Annotated in this window: 26 protein-coding genes and 1 tRNA gene; 16 read left to right on the top strand and 11 right to left on the bottom strand. The window is 60.0% G+C overall.

Annotated elements, in window-relative coordinates:
* The first annotated feature begins 125 nt into the window (after nt 1-125).
* The 3 genes from DXY29_RS10465 (at nt 126) to fldA (ending at nt 1,838) form a co-directional block, all read left to right on the top strand.
* Nucleotides 126-449 (top strand): hypothetical protein, encoded by a 324-nt coding sequence (locus DXY29_RS10465; RefSeq protein ID WP_115024936.1) that lies wholly within the window; start codon nt 126-128, stop codon nt 447-449.
* A 294-nt stretch (nt 450-743) separates the two neighbouring features.
* Entirely contained in the window at nt 744-1,145 is a 402-nt protein-coding gene (locus tag DXY29_RS10460) for a hypothetical protein (RefSeq protein ID WP_115024935.1), read from the top strand.
* Between the two features lie 174 nt (nt 1,146-1,319).
* Nucleotides 1,320-1,838 carry a flavodoxin FldA gene (gene fldA, locus DXY29_RS10455; protein WP_115024934.1) on the top strand — a complete coding sequence of 173 codons (519 nt, stop codon included), beginning with the start codon at nt 1,320-1,322 and terminating at the stop codon, nt 1,836-1,838.
* Between the two features lie 89 nt (nt 1,839-1,927).
* Here the strand turns inward: fldA and DXY29_RS13100 are convergent, their stop codons facing one another.
* Nucleotides 1,928-2,131, bottom strand: a complete 204-nt coding sequence (locus DXY29_RS13100; protein ID WP_170952194.1) for a hypothetical protein — start codon at nt 2,129-2,131, stop codon at nt 1,928-1,930.
* A gap of 341 nt (nt 2,132-2,472) precedes the next feature.
* On the opposite strand from DXY29_RS13100, the gene DXY29_RS13095 reads away from it, so the two are divergent.
* Nucleotides 2,473-2,709 (top strand): hypothetical protein, encoded by a 237-nt coding sequence (locus DXY29_RS13095; RefSeq protein ID WP_170952193.1) that lies wholly within the window; start codon nt 2,473-2,475, stop codon nt 2,707-2,709.
* An 801-nt stretch (nt 2,710-3,510) separates the two neighbouring features.
* Here the strand turns inward: DXY29_RS13095 and DXY29_RS10450 are convergent.
* Nucleotides 3,511-3,969 carry a DUF4079 domain-containing protein gene (locus tag DXY29_RS10450; protein ID WP_115024933.1) on the bottom strand — a complete coding sequence of 153 codons (459 nt, stop codon included), beginning with the start codon at nt 3,967-3,969 and terminating at the stop codon, nt 3,511-3,513.
* A 56-nt stretch (nt 3,970-4,025) separates the two neighbouring features.
* Complete coding sequence (gene purH / locus DXY29_RS10445; RefSeq protein ID WP_115024932.1) at nt 4,026-5,588, bottom strand: bifunctional phosphoribosylaminoimidazolecarboxamide formyltransferase/IMP cyclohydrolase; 1,563 nt, start codon at nt 5,586-5,588, stop codon at nt 4,026-4,028.
* A gap of 56 nt (nt 5,589-5,644) precedes the next feature.
* Between purH and DXY29_RS10440 the strand changes: the two genes are divergently transcribed.
* The gene (locus tag DXY29_RS10440; protein ID WP_115024931.1) at nt 5,645-6,217 is read left to right on the top strand and encodes an alpha/beta hydrolase; all 573 of its coding nucleotides are present in this window, start codon (nt 5,645-5,647) and stop codon (nt 6,215-6,217) included.
* On the opposite strand, the gene DXY29_RS10435 is transcribed toward DXY29_RS10440, so the two are convergent.
* Entirely contained in the window at nt 6,218-6,586 is a 369-nt protein-coding gene (locus tag DXY29_RS10435; protein ID WP_115024930.1) for a DUF3155 domain-containing protein, read from the bottom strand.
* A 382-nt stretch (nt 6,587-6,968) separates the two neighbouring features.
* On the opposite strand from DXY29_RS10435, the gene DXY29_RS10430 reads away from it, so the two are divergent.
* Entirely contained in the window at nt 6,969-8,090 is a 1,122-nt protein-coding gene (locus DXY29_RS10430; RefSeq protein ID WP_115025055.1) for a sensor histidine kinase KdpD, read from the top strand.
* Here the strand turns inward: DXY29_RS10430 and cobS are convergent.
* Nucleotides 8,050-8,820: an adenosylcobinamide-GDP ribazoletransferase gene (cobS, locus tag DXY29_RS10425; RefSeq protein WP_115024929.1), complete on the bottom strand. Its 771-nt coding sequence runs from the start codon at nt 8,818-8,820 to the stop codon at nt 8,050-8,052. The two genes, DXY29_RS10430 and cobS, sit on opposite strands and share 41 nt — an antisense overlap.
* Before the next feature lie 29 nt (nt 8,821-8,849).
* Here cobS and tgt point away from each other — a divergent pair, with 29 nt between their 5' ends.
* Nucleotides 8,850-9,968: a tRNA guanosine(34) transglycosylase Tgt gene (gene tgt / locus DXY29_RS10420; protein ID WP_115024928.1), complete on the top strand. Its 1,119-nt coding sequence runs from the start codon at nt 8,850-8,852 to the stop codon at nt 9,966-9,968.
* Nucleotides 9,969-9,999: 31 nt separating this feature from the next.
* Complete coding sequence (locus DXY29_RS10415; protein ID WP_025362038.1) at nt 10,000-10,143, top strand: photosystem II reaction center protein K; 144 nt, start codon at nt 10,000-10,002, stop codon at nt 10,141-10,143.
* Between the two features lie 4 nt (nt 10,144-10,147).
* On the opposite strand, the gene DXY29_RS10410 is transcribed toward DXY29_RS10415, so the two are convergent.
* Nucleotides 10,148-10,882, bottom strand: coding sequence for a WecB/TagA/CpsF family glycosyltransferase (locus DXY29_RS10410; protein ID WP_115024927.1), 735 nt, complete (start codon nt 10,880-10,882; stop codon nt 10,148-10,150).
* 48 nt (nt 10,883-10,930) lie between these two features.
* On the opposite strand from DXY29_RS10410, the gene DXY29_RS10405 reads away from it, so the two are divergent.
* The gene (locus tag DXY29_RS10405; RefSeq protein WP_170952208.1) at nt 10,931-14,107 is read left to right on the top strand and encodes a glycoside hydrolase family 15 protein; all 3,177 of its coding nucleotides are present in this window, start codon (nt 10,931-10,933) and stop codon (nt 14,105-14,107) included.
* Nucleotides 14,108-14,122: 15 nt separating this feature from the next.
* On the opposite strand, the gene DXY29_RS10400 is transcribed toward DXY29_RS10405, so the two are convergent.
* The 4 genes from DXY29_RS10400 to DXY29_RS10390 form a co-directional block, all read right to left on the bottom strand.
* Entirely contained in the window at nt 14,123-15,130 is a 1,008-nt protein-coding gene (locus DXY29_RS10400) for a Gfo/Idh/MocA family protein (RefSeq protein ID WP_115024926.1), read from the bottom strand.
* A gap of 37 nt (nt 15,131-15,167) precedes the next feature.
* Nucleotides 15,168-16,451: a hemolysin family protein gene (locus DXY29_RS10395; protein ID WP_115024925.1), complete on the bottom strand. Its 1,284-nt coding sequence runs from the start codon at nt 16,449-16,451 to the stop codon at nt 15,168-15,170.
* 13 nt (nt 16,452-16,464) lie between these two features.
* Nucleotides 16,465-16,537, bottom strand: a tRNA-Ile gene (locus tag DXY29_RS13550).
* Nucleotides 16,538-16,549: 12 nt separating this feature from the next.
* A complete protein-coding gene (locus tag DXY29_RS10390; protein WP_115024924.1) occupies nt 16,550-17,074 on the bottom strand; it encodes a hypothetical protein in 525 nt (174 codons plus the stop codon).
* Between the two features lie 32 nt (nt 17,075-17,106).
* On the opposite strand from DXY29_RS10390, the gene pyrE reads away from it, so the two are divergent.
* Together pyrE and DXY29_RS10380 are read left to right on the top strand one after the other, a co-directional pair.
* Entirely contained in the window at nt 17,107-17,679 is a 573-nt protein-coding gene (gene pyrE / locus DXY29_RS10385; RefSeq protein ID WP_115024923.1) for an orotate phosphoribosyltransferase, read from the top strand.
* The gene (locus tag DXY29_RS10380; protein WP_115024922.1) at nt 17,676-18,470 is read left to right on the top strand and encodes a folate-binding protein YgfZ; all 795 of its coding nucleotides are present in this window, start codon (nt 17,676-17,678) and stop codon (nt 18,468-18,470) included. Before pyrE ends, DXY29_RS10380 begins: the two co-directional genes overlap by 4 nt.
* On the opposite strand, the gene DXY29_RS10375 is transcribed toward DXY29_RS10380, so the two are convergent.
* The gene (locus tag DXY29_RS10375) at nt 18,452-19,927 is read right to left on the bottom strand and encodes a TM0106 family RecB-like putative nuclease (protein WP_115024921.1); all 1,476 of its coding nucleotides are present in this window, start codon (nt 19,925-19,927) and stop codon (nt 18,452-18,454) included. The two genes, DXY29_RS10380 and DXY29_RS10375, sit on opposite strands and share 19 nt — an antisense overlap.
* 53 nt (nt 19,928-19,980) lie before the next feature.
* Here DXY29_RS10375 and DXY29_RS10370 point away from each other — a divergent pair, with 53 nt between their 5' ends.
* The 5 genes from DXY29_RS10370 to DXY29_RS10350 all read left to right on the top strand — a co-directional run bounded on the left by DXY29_RS10370 (nt 19,981) and on the right by DXY29_RS10350 (nt 25,371).
* Entirely contained in the window at nt 19,981-21,444 is a 1,464-nt protein-coding gene (locus tag DXY29_RS10370) for a phosphoglucomutase/phosphomannomutase family protein (RefSeq protein ID WP_115024920.1), read from the top strand.
* Nucleotides 21,441-22,022: an RdgB/HAM1 family non-canonical purine NTP pyrophosphatase gene (gene rdgB / locus DXY29_RS10365; protein ID WP_115024919.1), complete on the top strand. Its 582-nt coding sequence runs from the start codon at nt 21,441-21,443 to the stop codon at nt 22,020-22,022. Before DXY29_RS10370 ends, rdgB begins: the two co-directional genes overlap by 4 nt.
* A 69-nt stretch (nt 22,023-22,091) precedes the next feature.
* On the top strand, nt 22,092-23,129 hold the full coding sequence (locus DXY29_RS10360; protein ID WP_115024918.1) for an SAM-dependent methyltransferase: 1,038 nt from the start codon (nt 22,092-22,094) through the stop codon (nt 23,127-23,129).
* Nucleotides 23,129-24,184 carry a Glu/Leu/Phe/Val dehydrogenase dimerization domain-containing protein gene (locus DXY29_RS10355; RefSeq protein WP_115024917.1) on the top strand — a complete coding sequence of 352 codons (1,056 nt, stop codon included), beginning with the start codon at nt 23,129-23,131 and terminating at the stop codon, nt 24,182-24,184. The genes DXY29_RS10360 and DXY29_RS10355 overlap by 1 nt, the downstream gene beginning before the upstream one ends.
* Entirely contained in the window at nt 24,181-25,371 is a 1,191-nt protein-coding gene (locus DXY29_RS10350) for an FAD-dependent oxidoreductase (protein ID WP_115024916.1), read from the top strand. Before DXY29_RS10355 ends, DXY29_RS10350 begins: the two co-directional genes overlap by 4 nt.
* Nucleotides 25,372-25,380 lie beyond the last annotated feature (9 nt).

Genomic DNA, 25,380 nt, shown 5'->3' with positions numbered 1-25,380 from the left:
TTGGCAACAAATTTTTGAGATTAGGAATAATTTACCCAGGCCCCATTGCACAATCCTGATCAGGGAAACAAGAGAATCTGCCAGCATCAGGCAACGGTTTAAATTCGTCCATTCACGTCCTGAGAATGTCCAACTGGAGCGAGCAACTGCAGAGCATCGGCTTCGAAAAGACAAAGAAGGCCGATGGCAGCGTGAGCCACTGCTACGAAGCCGCCCATCGCCGCAGCTCCTTCTGGACCCAGATCACGGTGAAGCAAGTCGGTCGCCCCAATCCAGACTCATGGCAGGTGACTTATGCACGCTCTGAGATACAAATCGGCCTCTGGAAAATCCACAAGGTGGTTAAGACCATGGAGGTTGTTGTGCACACAAATTACAGCTCAATGCTTGGCGACATCCAGGAAAAAATGCGCCGCAAGCCAGATTTTTTAGATAAAATCAGCAACTGATCCAGCGCCCGAGCAACGCCCAAGACAGCGACGGGAAGATGCATCTAAACGGGAATCACTCAGACAACATGGATACAAAGCCAGCACAATGAGACAATTTTTTGTGATGTGAACATAGAAAGCAATAGTTTTAACTAAATCAGCAAACCGAGCATGCATGATCAACCTGGCTCCACTTTGGTATTGGCTCTGCCATTTGACAGGATGGACACGGGCCTCTAGAGAGCTATAGCATTTGTATATTATTGAACTCGTCACTTCCGAGGCGGTTTCAACCTTGGGCATCAAACCTGCATGATCAAGCGTCCCCTCCTGGATGTTGAGTTTTTCGAGCTTGCACTCAACGATGCTGGCCTGGATCCATGCGAGCTTGAGATCATTGAACACATCCGCTACATCGGCATCTTCGATGAGCTTTCATTGAGGAAATCCCTTGCACTGCCTGCCAAGCCTCCAGCTCTTTACAAGCTGAACAAAGCCTGTGAAAAAATTGCTGCCCAGCTACCAGAACAGGCTCAGAAAATGATGGACTGGTCTGCCAGTCAGAGCCCGGATCAGATCAGCTGGAGAGGCAATCTGGTGTGCAGCATCGGCTTCAACGCTGACGGAGAACGACTCGAACCCGAATCAGGCACAGCTCTCTACCATACATTTGTTGTTCATAAAGAGCTGTTCAACGGACTTGGCACCGCCTGACCAGTTGCTTTAAATAGATCACTGATATCCCAGTAACGAACACGTATTGGCTTCTTAAGCAGGACATCGACTGAAAAGCAGATTCATTCGTAGATTGCACAACATCATCGCGTCAAAAAAGTACTTTGGCTGGACCTAAAAGCACTTATGATAATAAATCATAAGTAATGGCTCATGCGTTTCACTATCGTTTACGCATCAGCAACTGGCCACACAGAAGACATCGCAGAAAGGTTGAATATATTGCTACCAGGTTCAGAATTAAAAGATCTTGATAGAATTGATTTTACAAAAGAATTAGAGGAATCTGAGGCATTAATTTGCTGCACACCCACCTGGAATACCGGCTCTGATGTCAAAAGATCTGGCACAACTTGGGACGACCACATTGACAATATTCCTCACTTAAAACTTAAAAATAAACCCATTGGCATTGTAGGCTTAGGCGATTCTGCGGCTTTCAGCAAATACTTCTGCGATGCCATGGAAGAACTATACAGATCCTTTGAATCCGCAGGAGGTCGAATGATTGGCCATGTATCGATTGAGCAATATATTTTTGATGAGTCAAAAAGTGTTATCGACGGGATGTTCTGTGGACTCCCCATCGACGAAGACAATGAATCAGAAAAAACCGATGATCGCCTGCAAGCCTGGTCAAAAGCAATTATTCAAGAGGTCACCTCACGATAATCTTGAGAAAAAGTTGAACGCATTAGCATATTCAGCCAAGGTAAAATGATGATTTATTAGCGCACCAATGAGTTAAAATTCCCTATACTCTATTTAGCTTTAGATTTCATAAAATCAACGGGTAATCCACCGCATATCGAAACAATTATTGGCGTCATCACCATGGCAACGACCAGCAATCCGATCGGCTGAGCGGTTGACTCGTGAATAGCTAAAACCAGAACACCAAAACACATTAAAACATATATAGCCAAGAAAAATCCTGGTTTTAGCAAGCCTTTCATCGAATCCATTCGCTTCACTTACAATGATAAACATCATTAAAAGTTCCCTAAATTAGCCCCCTTGACTCTTACGCCTATGCCAAAAAGTCGAGAAGGATTACTGAATGGGGAACAAGCTGAATTTTAAGCCAAAAGCCAAGATGCTTGATTTACTTTTTACATCTCAAGGTGCCACTATGATCGAAACAAATGAGGCAAGAAGGCGTTGATGCAAGTATTATGCTTCGAGCAATTCAATCATTTTGCAGCACTCAGATTTAACGTAATTTAATAAATTAGCTTACAGCGTATGGTCAATTATGGATGGATTCAATCGGAACAAAAGCTAAGTTGATGAGGATATATTATTGATGATGGTTGAGCCTAATTGGGATTATTTTGTCCATGCACCTCTGAGTCAAGGTGTTATCCGCTTTGAAACCAAAACTGAACGTGCTCTTCACACGAAGGTTGTTGCCTCAGAAGCTAATTGGATGGAATACCAAAGCAGTGAGCGTCTTATCATTTGGCTTCAAGCACGACAAGATTTAGAAGCTTTTCAGCAAGGATTTAGAACCAATCAAACAAACGAGGAAATTCAAAAATGATCGCAATTTAATGCCAGAAGTTGTGGTTCATGCCACGACTAAAGCCATCATCAATCAGCACCACGAAATTACTGCTGATCAAAAATTCATGCAAAACCTTTCATGCATGATCTGCAGAAAGCTAATTAAATAACTATATTCGCCTAAGCCAGCAATGCTATCGGCAATAGTTTATCCAATTAACTCACAATCAATTAGAGACAGAGCGGAAGATCTTTTTGAACAATCCAAAAGTCAAGTTTGGCACATCACTCTCGGAACAGGGAAGTAAGGTATAAAAAATTTTTTACATATGCATCAAGATTACACCGCAATCGCGCTGCTTCTTTTTACGGCAATCCCGCTGGCAGTTGTTGCGGCAACTGCATTCTTTTACATCAAAAATAACGACCGTAAAACACCACTCAAAAGAGAAGACTTTCATCGTTAATCGAAAGATCGCAGCGCAATTACCTTCAACAATTACGTTTAAGAACAAGCCGGAAGCCGCTTATCAGAGAAACAGCAGCAGCGTGTTCAGGAAAATATGAAGCTTATGCGCAATCACATTGCCCCACTTCATGAGCTGTGGGAGTGATACAACAATGGCAAGAATCCCTGTCAAGGCCAACTCGACCAGCAGGATGCTGTCCGCGACGATATGGCGCTGGGGAAACTTTTTCAGCGCGACATTTTTAGCCTTGATCCCAGATACATAGTCGAAGTATCGAGTGCACTCCAGCCTGATTCATTCAGGTGGACTTCCATGCCACCCACGGGTGAGCTGCCCACCACGTCAGCGAGCAGCCTTCTGAGCGGGCTTCAGCGGTTGGTCCAGATCTTGTTAACGATCTCCATTCCGCTAAAGGCTTGCCAGAGGAACAGCGTCAGCATGCCCATGTTCAAGCCCACATGGGCCTTGCGGGCAATCAAATTGCCACGTTGCATCAAGGGTGAAAGCGATGCAGCGACGGCAATCATGCCGGTCATGGCCAGACCAACCAGCAGATGCGGCCCGACGAACAACTTGCCGTTATTCAGATACGTCACGGTCATCCCACCCAGCGTGCTGAGGGTCATCGCGGCCAGCAGGATGCTCCCCCACAGGTAATGGCGCTGGGCAAACTTTTTCGGCGCGAGACTTTTACGCTGCTCTGGGGTACCAGTGCGCGTTTTTTTGGCCTTGATCCCCAAGTAAAGGGCCCAACCACCCACGGCAAGCAAGCTCCACTCCATCAGTGGGTGAGCGAAATTGAGGCTGAAGGGAAGGGTGGCGAGCATCGGCGCGGAGCGTCAGTCTCGCGAGGCTAGGGGGCCGACGCCCCCCACCACCAGGGTTAATGAAGGAAATGACGGCGGCCCGTGAGCTGCATCGCCAGACCGAGCTCATCACAAGCCTTGATCGAATCGCCATCGCGCATGCTCCCGCCGGGATGGATCACGGCGGTGATGCCATGGCTGGCGGCCAGACGCACCGTGTCGTCAAAGGGGAAGAAACCATCACTGGCCAGCACCGCCCCCTGGGCCTGATCACCCGCAGCCTCCAGGGCAATCCGGGCCGATCCCACCCGATTCATCTGGCCAGCACCCACTCCGAGACTCTGGCCATCCCGAGCTACCACGATGGCGTTGGAGCGAACGTGACGCACCAAGCGCCACGCAAATTCCAAATCCAGCTTTTCTTGGGGTGTAGGCGGACGCTGGCTTGGCACAGTCCAATCTGCCGGCGTGATCGCCTGGTCATCCAAATCCTGAACCAGGAGCCCGCCAAGAATGCTTCTCACATGATCGGGACCAGCTGCGTCGATGGCCTGAGGAGACAGCTCCAAAAGCCGCAGATTCGCCTTGGCCGAAAGCACCTCCCGCGCTTCGGCCGTAAATCCTGGTGCCACCACACATTCCAGGAAAAGACTGGTGATTTCACGGGCCGCCGTGGCTTCCACAACACCATTCATGGCAATGATGCCGCCGAAAGCACTAACCCGGTCAGCATCCAGAGCCCGGGTCAATGCGGCAGGCAACGTTGACCCGATCGCCACACCACAAGGATTGGTGTGCTTGACGACGACGGCCGCCGGTTGCAAAGCCGGTGCGTCACCATCGGCCCCATAGCCAAACTCACGCACGGTGGCGAGAGCAGCCTCCAGATCCAGAAGGTTATTTGTGCTCAGCTCCTTGCCCTGCAGCTGAATCGCACCGCCCCAACCCTGCTTGGGATGACTGAACCAGTGCGCTTTTTGGTGGGGATTTTCCCCATACCGCAGGGTCTGGCGCAGAGGGGCAGCTTCCAGCCAGGGGCTGTCTTCCACTGAGCTTTGCTCGACCATCCAGCGGCTGATTGCAGTGTCGTAAGACGCTGTGTGCTGGAACGCTTCAAGGGCCAATTGGCGACGCAGATCCGAAGGCACACTCCCGCCGGACTCCGCCATGGCGGTCAACAAACGATCGTATTGATCAGGGCTTGTGAGGACGGCCACATCGGCATGGTTCTTGGCAGCCGCCCGCACCATGGCGGGGCCACCGATATCGATGTTCTCGATGGCCTGGTTCCAACTGACATCCGGCCGGGCGACCGTTTCTCGGAAGGGGTAAAGGTTGACCACCACCACATCGATGGGGGCGATGTTCTGCTGTTCCAGATCAGCCGTATGGGCTGCATCACCCCGCTTGGCCAGTATTCCGCCGTGCACCCTTGGGTGCAGTGTTTTCACACGACCGCCAAGAATTTCTGGAGCCCCGGTGTGATCCGCCACACGGGTGACCGGAAGGCCCGCCTGCTCCAGCACCTTGGCTGTGCCTCCACTGGAGAGCAACTGATAGCCATGGGTCCGATGCAGGGCCTCCGCCAGAGGCACCAGCCCGGACTTATCGGAAACACTCAACAGAGCGACAGGAGCCATCGAAGGGTCGTGACTGGGTCGTGAGCCAACCTACGCAGCAGTGATGTTGATGCCCGATGGATGGCCGGCTGGTGCTCCTCCACGGCTGGGGAGCCAATGGAGATGATCTGAAACCTCTGGGCGATCGCCTGGCCTGTGAAACCTCCAAGGAGCTTGATGTGGTGTGCCTGGAGGCCCCTGAACTCCACCCAGACCAACCGGGGGGACGTCAGTGGTACGGCTTGTTCCCCGCCCAGTGGAGCGCCGTGCCCACGGCCGTTGACCGCCTGAAGGCTCAATTGCAAGACCTGAGCAAGTCAGGCCTTGGCCTGGAACAAACGGTGGTGTTCGGCTTTTCCCAGGGGGGAGCCATGGCTCTGGACTGCAGCTGCTCCCTGCCTGTGGCAGGGGTCATCAGCTGCAGCGGCTACCCGCATCCCAACTGGGCTCCACCCGAGCAGCATCCCCCCGTTTTACTGATGCATGGTTCTGAAGATCCCGTGGTGCCTTTCCAAGCCATGCAAGCAATCGGCTCGCAATTGCAATCAGATCGATGCCAGACCCTGCCATTCAAAAACGGCCACACCATCCCTGATGAGATGGTGCAGCCAATCGTGCTGTTTATCGAGCGTGTTCTGAAGAGCGCCTGATCAAACGAAGGCGTACTCGTACTCCTCCATTTCCTCCCAGTCATCAGCGCCAAGCTCAAGGCCTTCAAAGAGCTTGTCTTCGCCAATGGAATCAACGATGGTGCGCAACGACGGGAAGAGGAAATGATTCTCTTCGGCGTATTGCGCACTAAACAAGCCCTTCTCACCCCAGAAGAAGCGATCGGTGGTGTGCTCATTCCGGCGCACGTTCAGCAGCGCTGGAGATACCAAACCGGCCTCAGCGATGTACCGACGCGCGGCAGTGACGGGCTTGTACTCACCGGTTTCAAGGTGATGGGTTGGCACATGCGCCAAGACCCGCTGACCTGCCAGACGACGACGACTGATGCGCTTGCGCTTCTTGGACATGGAAGGGCTCCGGTACGAAAGGAAGAACGGGGTGAATCGTCAGAACAGACGAAATCCGTTTCGGCGAAATGACCATCACCACGGAATCGTCAATAGCCGTCGGCGCAAAAACGCCAGACGCAAGGGACCGCGTCGAGGCAATTGCGGGCGCACCACAACTGCCGGCAGAACACCAACACCCAAGCGGGAATCAGCTGAGGACACTTCAACCTCTGCTGTAGCTTTGGTCGCACAACAAATGCAACCGTTGTGAGAGATGGTGGGCGTCTGTTCACAAAGAACAGCGCCTCGGTCGATAAGAGGATCTTAAGACTTTTCCCAGATTTTTCAAGCCCCCCTCCCGCAGGCTTGCTCAAGCACGTGAATGGATCGACCGGATCTGATGCAACTCACCGATCGATTTTTTGAATTCACAGACCAACAGCTGGCCGATCTAACCGCCAAAGAAGGCATTCAGCATCTGGGGCTTTACGTCAGTACACCACCCAATCAACAAGGCCCGCCCTTGCTGCTCATCCGGCAATGGTCCGCCAATGAACGGTCCCTTCCCGCCGCCGACGCCGACCCCTACCTGCGCCTGCCGCATCAGAGCCGGCGTTGGTACCCCCTACAGGATGCCGGATTGATCCTGGGAGCACTGCGAGCCGATCTGGATCCTCAACGGAGCTGGAATCTGAGCTTGGACCAGCGAATGCGGCGCAGTGCTGCTGCCATCAGCCACGCTCTTGGACGAGACCTGGAATGCCTGCAACTCCGCCAGGAACTGAGCCAACAAAACGATCAACTGCGCACCCTCGTTCACCAATTGCGCAATCCGTTGGCGGCCCTGCGCACCTACGCCCAGCTGCTAATGCGGCGCCTCGAAGCTGACAGCTCCCACCGTCCACTCGTGGAGGGCATGCTTTCGGAGCAAAGGCAACTGGGCCAGTACATCGACGTTCTGGATGACCTTGGACAACAGCGCCTGCCACAGCAGGAGACCCTGGGCCCGACCCTCTTACCCCCCGGGCCCGCTGAAGGCGAGGCAACGATGCGGAGCCTGCTGATGCCTCTGCTGGAGCGAGCGGAAGCGACAGCAAGCCTGCAGGGACGCCCCTGGGAGGGGCCGCAAGAGTGGCCCCAGTGGATTGATCAGCCGTCCCAAGACGGCACCATCGCAGAAATCGTCGCCAACCTCCTGGAAAATGCGTTCCGCTACAGCCCAGCGGGTTGCAGCGTGGGCCTGTGTCTGTTGCCCGACGGGCTCTGCGTCTGGGACGACGGACCGCCAATCCCCATCGAGGAGAGGGAGATGATTTTCGAGAGGGGAGCGCGGGGATCAACGGGCCAAGACCGTTCCGGCACCGGCCTGGGGCTCGCCCTCGCACGGTCCTTAGCGGAACGGCAGGGCCGCAACCTCAGCCTCTGCGTGGAGCCAACCACGATCGCTCCGGATCTGCCCGCTGAGGGCAATGCGTTCATCCTCAATTGGCCAGCAGAAACAACGCCAGGCCGAGCAGAGTGATCATCTCGGTCAGAACGAGAACCGCTCCATAGCTGTCGCCGGTATGCCCCCCCAGACGTCGCCCGAGGCCCTGGGCAACAAGGATCGCCACAACACCCCCAAAGAGAAGAGGGAGGGGCGCCACAAGCGCAGCTAGCAGCGCCACAGCCAGCAACGTGGGCAGTGCATCCCAGAGCGGCCTGGCGTTGTCGCGATGAAAAGCAGCGGTTCCATCGACACGCAGATAGTCGAACCGCACCATGGCCCATAGCGGTGACACCCGTGCCCAGAACGCAGCCAGACAGAGCACCATTGGGGCCTGGGGCCCCAGTTGGATCAGCGCCGCGACTTGCAGCAGCAGCACCATCACGAGAGCCAGCACGCCACTGGCACCCACCCGGCTGTCTTCCATAGCCTCCAGCCTCCGTTCCACAGGCGCCCCGAGGCCATCCGCCGTGTCGATCAAGCCGTCGTGGTGCAACCCACCACTGAGTTGGATTCCGAGAGCCACCACGCAGGGGGCACAGGCTGCAGGAGGCCAACCCAACCCCGAAAGACAACTCCAGAGCAGCCCCTGCAGCGCTCCGATCATCAGCCCCATCCAGGGAGCAAAGCGAGCAATGCGCTGAAACGAGGGCTGCGGCCAGGGCCATGCGGGCAGCACCGTGTAGAAGATCCAGGCTCCCGCCAGATCAGATAGCCAGGACGGAGCGCTCCGGGGAATGGCGTGACGGGTGCAATCAGCCCTCACCGTAGGTTCATTGCAGGGGCAGATCGGCCTTGTTCGGCTTTGAGATCAACGCGCATTGCGCCAACACAGCGGCCCGGTGCGGCACGTTTACGACCCCTCATGGGCCGGTTCAAACACCACGCTTCATGCCGGTGGGCACCCTGGCGACCGTTAAGGGCATCAGCACCGAGCAACTGAGCCACACGGGTGCCCAGATGGTGCTCTCCAACACCTACCACCTGCATTTGCAGCCCGGCGAAGAGATCGTGGCGGCTGCAGGTGGCCTGCACCGTTTCATGGGCTGGGACGGGCCGATGCTCACCGACTCCGGGGGCTTTCAGGTGTTCAGCCTGGGGGACCTCAACAAAATCGATGACCGCGGCGTGGTGTTCCGGAACCCCCGCGATGGACGCACCATCGACATGACACCGGAACATGCCACCCGCATTCAGATGGCCCTCGGGGCGGATGTGGCCATGGCCTTCGACCAGTGCCCGCCCTATCCGGCGACGGAGAACGACGTCATCGATGCCTGTCGCCGCACCCATGCCTGGCTCGAGCGCTGCGTCACAGCCCACACACGCGTGGACCAGGCCCTGTTCGGCATCGTTCAGGGCGGCTGTTTCCCGCATCTACGGCGGGAGAGTGCCCGTGCCGTCGCCTCCTTTGATCTACCGGGAATCGCCGTCGGTGGCGTCAGCGTCGGTGAGCCCGCGGAGGAGATGCACCGAATCGTGCGGGATGTCACGCCTTTACTCCCAACGAACAAACCGCGATATCTGATGGGCATCGGCACCCTGCGCGAGATGGCCATCGCCGTGGCCAACGGCATCGACCTCTTCGACTGTGTCTTGCCCACCCGACTGGGTCGCCATGGAACAGCACTGGTGGGTGGCGAACGCTGGAATCTGCGCAATGCCCGCTTCCGCCACGACCACACTCCCCTGGATCCGAGCTGTTCCTGCGTGGCCTGCACTGGACACACCCGGGCCTATCTGCATCATCTGATTCGCAGCGAGGAACTTCTGGGCCTCACCTTGCTGAGCATTCACAACATCACGCAATTGGTGCGTTTCACGTCCGCCATGGCACAAGCCATTCGCGACGGCTGTTTTTCAGAGGATTTCGCTCCCTGGGAGCCGGACTCACCAGCCCATCACACGTGGTAGCGTCCAGCCCAACGCCTTTTTGATGCAAGGGATGGCCGCCTTTACCCTCGACCTGCTGGCACAGCTGCCCGAGGCCTATCAGGCCTTCTCTCCGCTGATCGACATCCTCCCGTTGATCCCGGTCTTCTTCCTGCTGCTTGCCTTTGTCTGGCAAGCCTCTGTGGGCTTCCGCTGAAACCTCAACCCATCCGAATCACATCCATAACGAAGGCCGGCAGCGAAAGCATGCGTCGCCAACGGGAGGGTTCCTGGATGAGTCGATACAACCACTCCAGCTGCATCCGGCACATCCATCCGGGGGCACGTTTTTTGGTGCCGGCCCAGATATCAAAACTGCCGCCAACACCCATCCAAAGCCCTGGCTGACCGGACGCAACCCGCTCAGACCAGGTTTCCTGACGTGGCACGCCCAGGGCCACCAAAACGAGATCCGGCTTCAATGTCTTGAGCTGAGCCTCAATGCCGGGCCAGGCCTGCGGTGATTGATAGCCATCCACAGTGAGGGCAAGATTGAGCCCGCTAATCCGCTGGGGCAAGTCCGCCCGCAGCGTCTCCATCACTTCAGGTGAAGCACCCACCAAAGCAACTCGCCATTGATGGGCTGCTGCGTAATTCAGCAAGGTCCAGGCAAGCTCGATCCCTGCTGTTTTGACGACACGGATCCGCTGACGCGCAAGAGCCCAGACCACTCCAGCCCCATCCGGAATCACCAAATCAGCGGTCCCGATCGCTTGCCCCAGAGAGGCATCCGCCCGAGCAGACATCGTCATCTCGGCATTGAGGGTGACGATGCGTCCCCCTCCCCGAGCGTGCAGGCCGAGAGCTGCAGCACAGACGTCGCGGCAGGCATCCACAGGCACGCCGAGCACCTCGCAGCGGCGACGGTCATCGGGAGTGGTGCTAACAGGATCCATGGCCGAGGGGCTGCGTTGGAGAATTTAGGGGTGGTGATGGATGAGGGCATGGTTGTGACGACGACGGAAAACCTTCCGCAGAAGCACGCCACAAACCTTCAGCGTCTGGATCAATCGATCCAACGGGTCGTTCTCGATCGGCAGGACCCGATCAGCGGCCTGCTCCCCGCCAGCACCGCCCACACCATCCATGGCAACTATGGAGATGCCTGGGTGCGGGACTGCGTCTATTCGGTGCAGTGTGTTTGGGGACTGGCCCTGGCCCACCGCCGTCAACAGGGGCAAACCAGCCGACGATCCTGGGAACTGGAGCAGCGGGTGGTAGCCCTCATGCGCGGCCTGATGCGCTCGATGATGCGCCAAGCCGTGAAAGTGGAGCGCTTTAAGGAGAGCCTGCATCCCCTCGACGCGCTCCACGCCAAATACGACAGCTGCACCGGTGAATCGGTGGTGGCCGATGACGCCTGGGGCCATCTTCAACTGGATGCCACCTCTCTGTTCTTGCTGCAGCTGGCGCAGCTGACCAAGGGCGGTTGCGCCGTGGTGCACAGCCGTGACGAGGTGGATTTCCTCCAAAACCTCGTGCACTACATCTCCAGGGCGTACCGCACCCCCGATTACGGGATCTGGGAACGCGGTGACAAGGGAAACCATGGACTGCCGGAGCGCAATGCGAGCTCAATCGGCATGGCCAAGGCCGCCCTGGAATCGCTTGATGGGCTTGACCTCTACGGCCCCCATGGCGACGGCAGCTGCGTCCTGCTGATTCCTCAGGGGGCCATCGTGCGCCTGCGTCGCGCCCTGCAAGGACTCCTGCCACGGGAATCCGCCAGCAAGGAAGCAGACAGTGCCTGTCTCTCCGTGATTGGTTATCCCGCCTGGGCAGTGGAAGATGCTGCCCTGGTGGAGCGCACGGGCCGTCGCATTCGACGGGAACTGGGCGGGGCCTACGGCTACAAACGCTTCCTTCGGGATGGTCACCAGACGGTGGTGGAAGACGTCAGCCGCCTGCACTACGAACCTGAGGAGCTCGCCGCCTTTGAGGGGATCGAGTCGGAGTGGCCATTGTTTCTGGCCTTCGAATTGGTCACCGCATGCTGCGAAGGGCGCTCGGACGAGGCCCAGCGCTTGCACAGCCAGCTCAAGGCGCTGGCGGTCGAACAAGACGGCGAACGTCTCTACCCGGAGCTTTATCAAGTCCCTGCCAGTGCCGTCAACGAGGAACGGCTGAATCCAGGCAGCCAGGCCCGGGAAGCCAACACCAATCTGCCGCTGATCTGGACCCAAAGCCTCGTCTGGCTGGGGGAAATGCTGCTCAACGATCTGATCCGCCCCGAAGACATCGACCCCTGTGGGCGCAGGGATCCAAAGCAACTGGGCGCCGAGGCAGTTCTTGTGGCGATGGCTCCCGAGACGGATGCCGTGCGCCACGCACTACTGGCTGCAGAGGTGCCGATCGACCCAACCACGGTGATTCCCGTGCTGTCGTCTGACGAGCTGAAACAACGGCTGAAAGCGGCCGGCACCAATCCGCGGCTGGAGCTCAGCGGACGCCCTGGGCACCGCGTGGAAACTGAGGACACCGCTCGCGTCTACCGTCAAGACGGCTCTATCAGCGTGTTCACCCCGTCGGTTCTGGAGGACCGCAGCAGCTATCTGGCCGATGACCCTGAGGAGCTGCTGGAGAGCGTTGTGGACGAGCTGCATCTGCTGCAACGGCACTGGCGGGGTGCGGGACTGCCCCTTCTGGTCATTCCCATTCGTGAAACAGCCCTAGATCAGCACCGTGACGTCGTCCTCAAACTTGCCGATCAACTCGGCAGCGGCGTGATTGAAACCATCCCCGTCCGGTTGGGCCGCCTGAGTCAGCTGGTGGATCAGGGGCAAGAGGTCCAGCTCCCACCGCTTCAGCAGAAGCCCGTCCCGGCATCCGATCAACCCCAGCACGTTTTGCGCGACGCCACCGATCTTCGGGATCTGACTGCCGCTGAGGAGCAGGAGCTGGATGACACCCCACTCGAACAGTTGAGCCAGCGCCTCTGGAGCAGTGCGCTGCTGCATGAACAGGCCGAAGTACTCGAATTGCTGCAACGGCGTCTCGGCCCTCAGGGGTTACAACTCAGCCCCGATGGGCATCCGGTGGCCCTGCGCAAGCTGCTCGAAGAGGTGTATCAACGGGGCTTGCGTTGTGAAGACTGGAATGTGGTGCGGCGCTGTGCCGGCGCCATGGGCATGGTGCATCCCCAGCTGGAAGATGCCCTAACCGATCTTCTCGTCCGCCAGAAACAAGTGGTGGTGGGACGCAACTACACCGGCGACTCCAGGCTCCGTCAACCGATGGACAGCGCTGCCATCGCCGAACGGATTGAGACGACTAGCGGGATCGACGGTCGTGAACGCATGCTCGAGCAGGAACTCCTGCTGGCCCTCGACAGCGTGGCGCGGCGGGAGCCAGCCCTGCTCAAGGGCAGCCTCACCCTGCAGCTGGGGCAGCTGATGCTGCTGCTGACATCGGAACTGGCCCTAGAAAAAAGTCTGAGCCAGGACGAGGCCTTTGAAGCCCTCTGCAGCGAAGCACCCCACGCCATCCGCAAACGGTTGCGCGCCGTGCTCGGTGATGTGGAGCATGCGAGGGCCGCCCTGCAACGCGGCGAGCAGCTGCACGTAAGCGGCAGGGTGCAATGGTCCGTTCCCGACCCATTGGAGGAAACACCCGGGGGCGGTGACTGGCTTCAGCACCGCATCCGCCTGGGCTCATTCCAGAAAGTTCCCCGCGATTTCTATGCCGGTATCTGGGCCCTGCTGCAACACTGCCGCGGCCTGGTCATCGGCGACAAGCTGGAACGGCGCAATCGACTTAACAGCCGTCTCGTCCTCGAGAAAACACCCGGCGAACGCAATTTCGCCGCCCAAGTCGACCATCTGCTGAGTCGGATCAAAGCACCGGAATACCGGCAACTCTGCAGCGAATGCCTGCTCTCACTGATGGCCTTTGTCGAAGCCAATCCGGAGGTGCGCTTCGAGGATGACCTAGCCCTCGACGTGGTGATCGGTCATGCCGTCCGGGTGGGCTGGCAACAGAGTCATCCATCCCTCAGTCCTGAGAACTACCCGCAGCAGAAAGCCCAGGCCTGGGGGCAGTTCTATCGATCCTCTCCCGGTGACTGTCGGCGCTGGCAGGTCACGGCGTTGCGGGAGCTGGCCGAACAAGAAGGGCTGGTCTGATCCGAGTCAGGCCCGTCAGATCGGTGCAGGCAAGGGTGCCCCGGTATCCGGGTGTTCGACCGCCTGCTCGATCAGGTCGGCCAGCTTGAGTGCACGCGACGCCTGAAGACCATCCACAGCAGGGGTTTCCCGGCCGCGCACGCACTGGAGAAAGTGCTCAAGCTCGGCGTAGAGCGGTTCGATGGACGTGGTGCTCACCTCCTCGATGAAGCCGTCATTGCGGTACAGCAGCTCACCGTGATCTGCGGAATACCACTCATGGGCACGGCGATGGATGTGCAGAGTGTGGTTAAGGAAGTCGGTCTCCACCAGGCTTGAGCGGCAGTGCGCACTAAGGCTGCGGATCTTGCGGTGGCTCATCTTGCTCGCCGTGAGGCTGGCCACAACACCATTCTCAAAACCCAGCGTGGCATTGACGTAATCAATCGGTCCCTCGGCACTGCGACCACCGGCAGCAGCAAGCCTCACAACGGGTGCCTTGGCCAGCTCCAGCACAAGGTCAATGTCATGAATCATCAGATCCAGCACCACGGAGACGTCGTTAGCTCGATCGGAATGGGGGCTGTGGCGACGCCCCTCGAGGACCACGACTTCTTCGTTGGCCACCACCTTGGTGAGTTCACGAAAAGCGGGGTTGAACCGCTCAATGTGACCAACCTGCAGCAGACGACCGGCTGCTGTCGCAGCCTCGATCAGCGCGGTGGCCTCGTCTTGACTCGCCGCGATCGGCTTTTCGATCAGAACATGCACACCCGCTCGAAGACAGGCCAGGCCGACGGGGTGATGCAGAAGGGTGGGAACAGCGATGCAGACCGCCTCCACCTCAGAAAGCATGGCGTGGTAATCCCCAAACCAGCGACAGCCGAATTGCTCCGTAGCGAGCTGTCCGCGCTCGGCATCGGGATCCGCAACTCCCACCAAGTCGGCATCCCGCAGAAGGCTGAGCACACGAGCGTGGTGCCAACCCATGTTGCCGATTCCGATCACCCCGACCTTCACTGGGACCATGGGGTCGGGAGACATCAGAACGGGCAGTCGGTTGGGGGAAGACTATCGGCCTTCAGTCGGAATCATCCTCTGGACTAGGAAGAACGAGCCGGACGCGGTCAATCCGCGGCCCTGCCATGGCCGTGATTTCGAACTGCAGGCCGTTGAAATGCAGCGCTTCCCCAGCGGATGGAATGTGCTGAAGCCGCTCCAGCAGGAAACCCGCAAGGGTGTGATGGTCATCCGCCTCGGGCAGATCAAGGTCCAGCTGACGGTTCAGCTCGAAGATCTCCAGATCTCCCGCCACCAGCCAAACACCAGGGCAGTCCTTGTCCTCGAGCAGATCTGGCTCATCGGTCTCGCCGGGATCCTCATCACCAACGATTTCTCCGGTGAGATCTGCTGCTGTCACGAGCCCCTCAGTACCGCCGTGCTCATCCACCACCAACAGAAGCGGCTGGCCACTGCGAATCATCGGCAGCAGCTCCGCCAAGGTGCAAGTCTCCAGCACGGGCACCGCAGGCTGGAGATAGGGCTCCAGCAGCGAATCGGCCTGGAGCTGCCCCCTTGCGATCGGTTCGGCCATCTGGCGGAGATCCAGAACACCGCGCACGTCATCCAGCGACTGGCCGATCACAGGGAACCGCGCGTGACGCGTGTGATGCACGGCTTCCATCATTTCGGCGAAACGGACCGTGGCCGGCAGCGTGACCATCCCGGACCGCGGCACCATCACCTCCCGCACCTGGGTGTCCCGCAGAGCGAAGACACCTTCAAGGATGCTTTTCTCATCGGGGAACAAACCCGTGACCCGCCCCGATTCCACAAGGGTTTCCAATTCACCGGCAGAGAGTGCTGGCACCAACACATCCCACTGGGGAGCCAAACCAAGCAGACGCATCAGCAGGCCCGCCAGGGCCTCAAGCAAGTTGAGCAGCGGTGCCAGACAACGCATCACCACCTCGAGCAGGGGCACAAGTCGAAGCGCCGAGGATTCCGGACGGTTCAGCACCCAAGCCTTGGGCAACAGACCAGCCACCAGCGTGGCCAGCAGCACGATGCCGAGGAACAGCCCTGTGTCGCGCCAGGCCACACCCAGGGCCCCATCCGACCAAAGCCTTCCCCCAAGACCGCGGCCGGCCCAACCCAGGGCCACCAGAGCGAGAGTGGCCCCCAGCTGGGAGACCAGCAGCGCTCTCCGCAAGCGTCGCTGCAGACGCTGGATGGAACGAGCGCCAGCCTGCTCTTCTTCCACCAGCACTTCGACGCGGCTGGGGCGAAGCCGCAATAAAGCCACCTCTGCGGCCGCGAAGAAGGCCGGCAGAACCAGCAGGACAGCCAGCAAGAGGAGCCGCATCAACAGGGGGGAATGGGGGTCGCGAGGATCGAACTCGCCTTAGGCGAATTATGAGTTCGCTGCATTCACCAGATTGCTAGACCCCCTCAAGAAGAGTGTTACCACAGGGGAGTGATGTCGGGGAAGTCTTCAGCTCGGGGCGGCTTTAGACCAGGTTCATTCACGCCGGTGGCCGCGAGACTGCCATCAAATCCACTCGGAATATCCAGGGTTCGCAACGGCAGTGCCGGGGTCTGTTCCTCGAGCAGAGCTCCCGTCGTGTTGTGCAGTGCAGACCCGTCCCAGACCAGGGTCTGGTCCGAAAAACCCAGCCCCATCACCCGATTCCCCTCGATTCCTCCAACGGCGATACCCAGAAAATCGGTCAGTTGATGCAGGGGATCCACGCCCCGGGCCATGGGTGACGTCCAGGTGTAGAGGCGACGGTTGATCAACTCACTGGTGGTCTCCGTGGGATGGCACACCGTCACCTCCACGGGTGCAGAACGACTGCCGGGTGGAGGAGCCTCGACGCTGGTGGTGCAGAACAGCGGGCCTGCCAGCACCGATGGACCGGCGAGCACCAGCAATCCTGAGCAAAAGAACGAGCGCAGCAGCACCGGAAGAAACAGCTCTACGCGCAAACTAAGGACACCTGCGAAGCGCGGCCAGTCCCATGCCTGAATCGTCGAGTGTCCTGACTGAGCGGGAGAACCTGCTGCACCGCCTGGCCACCCTGGCCTACCGGCGCGGAGACTTCACCCTTGCCTCAGGCCGCAAGAGCGAGCATTACGTGAACTGCAAGCCCGTGAGCCTGAGCGGCTCCGGACTGGCCTTGATCAGTCGGGCCATGCTGACGCACGTGGAAGCTGATGCGGTCGCCGTGGCCGGCCTCACCCTCGGTGCCGACCCACTAGTAAGTGGTGTCGCCATGGCCGCCGCCGATCAGGGCCGGAACCTGGATGCACTGATCGTGCGCAAGGAAGCCAAAGGCCATGGCACCGGAGCATGGCTGGAGGGACCGCTACCAGCCCCCGGATCTCTGATCACAGTTCTGGAAGACGTTGTGACCACTGGGGGGTCCTCCCTGAAGGCGGTCCGGCAGCTGCGCGACGCCGGCTACGGCGTGAACCGGGTCGTCACCATTGTCGACCGGGAAGAAGGGGGCGACGCCGCCATGGCCGCTGACGATCTGAAATTGATCAGCCTCTACAAACTGACTGAAATCGCCGCTTTCACACCGGGATGACCATGCTGTTTTGGGACGCCAACCTTCCCCGGCTGCGCCTGAACGGCAGCGGAGCGCGCCAGTTTCTCCAAGGCCAGACCAGTGCTGACCTCAGCACACTCCACCCTGGAGATCTGCTTCAAACCTGCTGGCTAACGGCGACGGGACGCTTGCGTGCGGTGCTGGAAGTCCGTCTGGATGCGGACGGAGCTGATGTGATCGTTCTGGCGGGGGATGCATCTGCCGTTCAGGCCGGATTCGATCAAGTGATCTTTCCGGCCGATCGGATACGACTCCAGCCTCTGGACCAGCTGCGCCGGCTGCAGTGGCTGGAGCCCAACACTGCTGCGGCCTGGTTCGAGCCAAATGCGGCACTGCCGGAACCTTGGGCATCCGGACAGCCCGTCAATGCAGCAGTGTTGGAGCGTTGGCGGCTCCAGAGCGGCTTCCCACCGGGACCCGGTGAACTCAATGGCGAGACCAACCCTCTGGAACTCGGACTCGTCGCACGGATCAGCACAGAGAAGGGCTGCTATCTGGGCCAGGAGACCATGGCCAAACTCATCGGGAAAGCGAGGGTGAAACAAGAGCTGCGCTATTGGAGCTGCCGCAGCCCGCTGTCGAGCGCCACAAAACTCACGCTGAAGGGAGAGCGGGCCGGGGTGATCACCAGTGCTCTCGAACACGACAACGCGTGGATTGGACTAGCCCTGGTACGCCGCCAATGTCTTGCCAGTGAAACGCTGGAGGGACCCAATGGAGAACTGCTCCAGATCAGCCGACCTGAGGCGTTTCAGGATCCCGACGTCTGATCCTGTTGCAGCAACCAGGCAGCAACGGCCCAGGTGGCTAGGCAGTCATCGCGGTTGTAATCGAAGATCCAGCGCAGCCCATGCCTGTTGCCGCGTCGATCAGGGCCATCGCCCTGCCACTGCCGCCACCACAACAAGGCCCTGGCCCCGTCAGCACCGGGCTGAGTCCAAAGGAACCCCTGCCAACCGGCCACGGCCTTGAGGCCGTAACTGGCCAATGGCAAGCGCCAGTGACGCCGCACCCGGGCATGAACATCCACGAGACGGTGACGAAGTTGCTGCAGTTCAGCCTCATCGACACCTTGCCGCTCGGCCAAGCGTCGCAAGGCCAGGCTTTCTGTTTCCCCGTAGTGAAGAATTGGCCACCCCCGGTAGTGATCCAGCAGGCGTTGCAACCGAAGCCAGCAACGGGGTTCACCGTGCTCGGCCAGGACCAGGATCGGGTGATAAGCCACTGAAGCGAGGTCCCAGCCCCCACGTTCGGTTCTGTGTAAGACCAGAAAACCGTGGAGAAAGTCGTGACGGGCGTCGGGGTCGGATTCGATGTCGTAAAGGAGCACACCAGGGCAGTCACGAAGTTCCGGAAGTGCCGGTGCAGCGTCCAAACGTTCCACCCGACCATCGCGCTGCGCCCTGGCCTGGGCCACCAAGGCTGCAGCCACCTCACCATGCTGATCACCGAAGCGTTGAAGCTGCACAGCGAGCTGCATCGGATCAGCAGCGGCCAGATCAGATAGGCCGCGAATCCCAAGCTCCAGCAACATCTCGCGGCGCTTGGCTCCGATGCCGCTGACCTCACTTAGATGCCCTTGCTCCGCCGCCACGGCGTTGCAAACACCCCGCCAGCTGCAGAGTGAGCACTTGCGTCGATCGGCTGCCAGAGGAGGGGGGACCGACCGCTCAAGGTCCTCACGCAGTTTGCGCAACCCTTCCGAAAGCTGTCGCCGCATGCTGTTCGACAGATGGACCCGCTCCTGTTCCAGCCGCCAGCCGCCGCCGCCGAGAACCAGCATGGATGGGACATCGCCCTGTTGCACCTGCTCGAGCAGCAGAGCCATCAGCGCCAGAGGAAGCTGATGTTCCCGGGTGGTGCGGCGGCCCTGACGTGCCAGCACCGGTTGATAGGCGAAATCGCCCCAGCGGCTCTGGCCCTTGACCCGCCTGAGCAGGGGAGGATGCGCCTCCAACGGTTCCCCGGAAGGGCCCAGACCCTTCAGGCGCAGACCCACCACGGCGTCGGCACCGGCAACACAGGCGGCCAAGCCATGGCCTGGTTTGCGGGGCATCAATCCCACAAAACATCGCTGCTGGTCATCCAGCAGCAGATTGCGATGGGCAGTCCAACGTCGCTCAGCAGGATTTCCGTGGCGATCGAGCCAGGCCTTGCGACGACAACGCAGCCAACTGCGCAGCAACCGGTCGGTGAGGGCGTTGTCGGCAGGCGGGGTGTCACCCATCCGCCGACCCTACGGCTGCCAGCTGCTAGATCCACTGAAGTGCAGGCTGTGCCATGGCATCGGCTCCCCTCCCCCTAAGCCCAGCTCCAATCAAGTTCGGCACCGATGGCTGGCGCGGAATCATCGGTGTCGACATCACCGTGGATCGCTTATTGCCCGTTGCCGCTGCCGCGGCCCAGGAGCTCGCGCATCGCGCCCCAGAAGGCCACAACAGCCGAACGGTGGTCATCGGTTATGACCGGCGCTTCCTGGCTCCCGAACTAGCGGAAGCCATCGCCTCCGCCGTGCGGGGTTGTGAACTCGAGCCCCTACTAACGGACACCGCTGTCCCCACACCGGCCTGCAGCTGGGCCGTGGTGGAGCGCAAAGCCCTTGGAGCGCTGGTCATCACCGCCAGTCACAACCCGCCGGAATGGCTGGGGCTGAAGATCAAAGGCCCCTTCGGCGGGTCAGTCGAGGGCGACTTCACTGCCGCCGTCGAACGACGACTGGCCGCCGGCGGCATCACAGCACCGATCAAAGCGGAGGTCCCCCGTTTTGATGGTCGGGGCGAGCATCTCGAAGGTCTCCGCCGCAAGCTCGATCTCACCGCACTGCTGCGGGGCCTCAAGGCCATCAACCTGAAGGTGATCGTGGATCCGATGCATGGCTCAGCCGCCGGGTGTGTGACGGAGCTGCTCGGGCCTGAGGCCCATGGGGTGGTGGAGGAAATCCGCACCGATCGCAATCCTTTATTTGGTGGTCATCCGCCGGAACCCCTTGCGACCTATCTCGAAGAGCTGATCACAGCGGTGAAGACCTCAACCGACGCCGGGAGCCCTGCCGTGGGATTGGTCTTCGACGGCGATGGGGACCGCATTGCCGCTGTGGATGAAACCGGTCGGTTCTGCAGCACCCAGCTGCTGATGCCCCTGCTGATCGATCACCTGGCCCGCGCCCGGCAGCTGCCTGGAGCAGTGGTCAAGACCGTGAGCGGATCTGATCTAATGCGGCTGGTGGCGGAAGCGCAGGGACGCGATGTTCTTGAGCTCGCTGTGGGCTTCAAGTACATCGCCGCGGAGATGCTGGCGGGGGACGTGCTGATCGGCGGCGAGGAGTCTGGTGGAGTTGGCTTCGGCATGCACCTGCCCGAGCGGGATGCACTGTTCGCAGCAATGCTGGTGCTGGAAGCCCTTGTTGAAGGGAAGCAACCCCTGGGAGCTCGACTGGATACTCTCCAAGCGCAGCACGGAGGAAGTAGCCACTACGACCGCTTCGACCTGCGACTGGCTGACATGGAGGCACGCCGACGGCTCGAGACGCTGCTTGCCCAGAGCACACCTTCGACCATCGCAGGGGCAAAGGTGCTGGAGGTGATCACCACAGACGGGATCAAACTGAGAATGGGGCCCAGCCACTGGCTGATGCTGCGCTTTTCCGGAACCGAACCTCTACTGCGGCTCTACTGCGAAGGGCCCGATGCCGATCGGGTGGATGCTGTGCTGGCCTGGGGCAGGCAGTTCGCGGAGGCCGCATGAAGGCACTGGTCATCGCCAGCGGCAACGCCGGAAAGATTCGTGAATTCCAGGGTCTGCTGCAGGCCCTCCCCGTCAGCGTGCGGCCCCAGCCTGAGGGTTTGGAGGTGGAGGAGACAGGCAGCACGTTTGCCGCCAATGCCCGCCTCAAAGCCCAAGCGGTTGCAGCCACTACAGGGGAATGGGCGTTGGCCGACGATTCAGGCCTAAGCGTGGACGCCCTGGATGGCGCCCCGGGTGTTCACTCCGCCCGCTACGCCCCCACCGATCCGGAACGCATCGCGCGACTATTGAAGGCGCTGAACGGCTCAGAGCAACGCCAAGCCCATTTCTGCGCTGCGCTCTGCATCGCAGCCCCCGATGGATCCGTTCTGCTTGAGGTGGAAGGCCGTTGCGACGGTTTGATCACGGCGTCACCTCGGGGGGAGCAAGGCTTTGGCTACGACCCGATCTTCGAAGTCGCTGGAACGGGCCGCACCTTTGCCGAGATGCCCCTGGCTGAGAAAAAACAGCATGGCCATCGCGGCAGAGCCTTCAGCCTCCTGGAACCCCAACTGCGTCATTTGCTCCAAGCAACGTGAAGCAGACGCGTTAATTGGTAGTCAGTTCAGCCATGGTCTGTACGGTGAGGCCTGCCGCTGACGAGGTCCATGGCCATCGCCATGACCACGGGTTACAGCGCGCAGACCGAAGGCGCTCTTCTGTGCATTGAAGCCGCCTCGGACTGGGCCTTGACTTGTGTGAATCAACTGGCTGTCGCAGACAGCCATGTTCTGATCGATTACGGAGCTGCCGATGGCGGCACTGCTGTAGGGCTCTGGAATCAGGTGCTGGATCGCCTGCATGCCAACCAGCCGAATGCTCATCTGACGCTGATCGGTAATGACTTACCGAGCAACGACAACCTCGCTCTGGCAGAAAACCTGGCCCTGCAGATTCCCCGGGATCCAAAGCCAACAGTGCTGGTGAGTGCCCGCAGCTTCTACGAGCCCTCCGTAGCCCCGGACAGCGTGAGCTTCGGCTTCTCCGCAACCGCCATGCACTGGCTGAGCGCTTCGCCCGGACCACTCGATAGCCACACCCATGTGCTGGCCTCCGGTGATGCCGACGCCCTTCAGCGTTTCACCGCCCAGGCGATGAAGGACTGGAACTACATCCTTGAACTGCGTAGTCGCGAGCTGAAGGTGGGCGGGCGACTGCTGACCGTGAACCTTTCACGCGATGAAGAAGGACGCTATCTCGGTCATAACGGCGGCGAAACCCGCAATGTGCACGACCAGTTGCACCAGATCTGGCGCGGCATGGCCGAGGAAGGCCTAATCAGCGCAGAGCAATACAAAAAAGGCACCGTTCTGAATTTTTACAAGTCCCCCGAGGAGTTCATGGCTCCGCTGAAGGACGAGAGCAGCGCCGCTTACCGCAACGGACTGCGCCTCGTGGACGAGCGGACGGTCTATGTGAAGTGCCCCTACAGACGCCGCTGGAACGACAACGGTGACACGACCGCTTTCGCCGCCGGCTTGATGGCGACGATCCGCAGCTGGAGCCGCCATAGCTTCGCCAGTGCTGCCGGGGACGCCGCTGCAGACACGGTGTACGAGCGTCTGCAACAGCGCATCGCCGAAACCCCCAGCGAATGGAGCCTCGACTATGTCGAACACCACCAGATGATGGAGAAGGTGGCCTAATGAGCAGCAGCAAGAAAGCATCGCCGACCGTGTCGGTGCTGGCGGAACACGTCTCCGACCACCTCTCGGTGTTCGTGGTGGCGGAAGACACTGATGCCAAGCGCCCCGCCAACGGGGGCCTGCGCCTGCTGAATTACCCGAGCGATGAGGCCTGCATCGCTGACGGACAGCGGCTGGCGGGGTTGATGACCCACAAGCACGATCTCTACGGCACCGGTTTTGCTGGAGGCAAGATCGTCGCCCGGGCAGCGGAGCCCGATGCGGTCAAGGATGAATTGATCAGCGTCACCGCCGAGCTGCTGGAGTCGCTCGATGGCGCCATGATCACTGGCTGCGATCTCAACACCAGCCTGGAGGACATGGAGCGTCTGACGGCGCTCACACCGCATGTGCTGGCGGCGGTCGGCAGCCCAGTAGACGCCAGTGCCGCCACCGCCCATGGCACCCTCGGCGCCGTGGAGGCAGTGCTGGAGAAGGACCTCAAAGACGCCATTCCCGGCCGGGCCCTCGTGCACGGCTGCGGTGCCGTCGGCGGAACGGTGGCCCGTCATCTCGTTAATCACGGCTGGACGGTGTTCACCGTGGATCTGGATCGCGAGAGAGCCAGTTTTCCCGGCGCGACGCCTCTGCCTGAGAGCTGTGCCTGGTGGGAACTGGACCTCGACCTGGTGCTGCCCTGTTCCATCTCCGGGTTGATCAACGCCGAAATGGCAACGGCCTTGAAGACCCCCGCCGTGGTTCCTGCAGCCAATGCCCCTTTCCAGCAACCGCAGTTAGCAGACGACCTGCGTCGCCGCGGTGTGCGGGTACTGCCGGACCCTCTTGTGAATGCTGGCGCCGTGATCGCCGATTCGATCGAGCGGTTCTCCCCAGATGCCTGGAAGGACGCAGGCGCCACGGACGTCTATGCCTTCGTACGCGATGAGGTGCGCCGGCGGGCAAGCGACTATCTCAATCAGCGCGAACAGGGTTTGTCGGTTGGTGACGCCCTCGAGGAAGTGGCGGCGACACCCTCCACCGATCCCATCGGCCTGAGCTTTGGAGATAGCGAATGAGCACGCCCTCCTCAATGCCCAGCCGCGCAGCGGTCGTGATCGTCGGCGGCGGCATGGCGGGCCTGAGCTGCGCTGCATCCCTTGCCCGCCGCGGCGTGCGCGATGTGGTGCTGCTGGAAGCCAAGACCCTGGCCCACGCCAAGGCCAGCAGCTACGGCGAAACCCGGATGTTCCGGGAGATGTATTCCGACCCGGTGCTCTGCCGTCTGGCCCAGGAGGCCAATCGCCTTTGGCGGGACGAGGAAACTCACGCCGGCGAGCAGCTGAGAGAGACCCACGGCCTGCTCTTTTACGGCGAAAGCTGGGATGAGGAAACGATCGAGGGATCGATCCCCGGGGCCCGCCGGGTCATGGACGATCAGGGAATCCCCTACGAGGCCCTCAATGCCGAACAGATCGCTGCCCGTTTCCCGCTGAAGCCGAAGGCCGGTTTCACTGGCCTGTTCGAACCCACCGCCGGTGCCGTACGCAGCGACAAAGTTCTCTCCCACTGGATCAATACCGCCCGTAACGCCGACCATCAGCTGATCGAGCACTGCCCCGTGGCCGGACTCGATCCCGATGGTGGAGGCGTCACCCTGCAGAGCGGCGAGCACATCGCCGCAAGCCAACTGGTGGTGGCCTGCGGGATCTGGAGCCAACTGTTGCTCGCCCCCCTCGGCTTGGCACCGAAACTGGAGGTGTGGCCGATGCTTTGGGCTCACTACACCGTCAACCCAGCACTCGCTGATCGCTACCCCCAGTGGTTCTGCTTCCAGCAAGAACGAGGCGACGATGGTGGCCTGTACTACGGCTTCCCCGTGTTGAGCCAAACGGCGGATGGCAGGCCCAGGATCAAGGCCGGCATCGACTGGGCCCCACGAGAACTGAGGGTCGCCGCACCCAACGCCATGGTCACCGAGCCACCAGCCCGACTGGTGGAGCTGCTCGACACCTTCCTCTTCAACGAATTGGAGGGAGTTCAGGAGCGAGTCGAGACCGTGATCAGCCCGTACTCCATGGCCAGCGATGTGAACTTCGTGCTGGATCGGCTCACCCCGAAGCTGAGTCTGTTTGCAGGGGGCTCCGGCCAGGCCTTCAAGTTCGCTCCTCTGATCGGTGATTCTCTGGCACGCCTCGCCAGTGGTGAACAACCTGCAGTGGATCTCTCCTGCTGGAGCCACCAACGCGACGCCGTCCGAGCCTGATCTTTCACC

The organism is Synechococcus sp. UW69 (assembly GCF_900474185.1).
GTDB lineage: Bacteria > Cyanobacteriota > Cyanobacteriia > PCC-6307 > Cyanobiaceae > Parasynechococcus.
The sequence above is the reverse complement of the archived record's forward strand: the minus strand, read 5'-3'. Positions and strand labels throughout refer to the sequence as shown.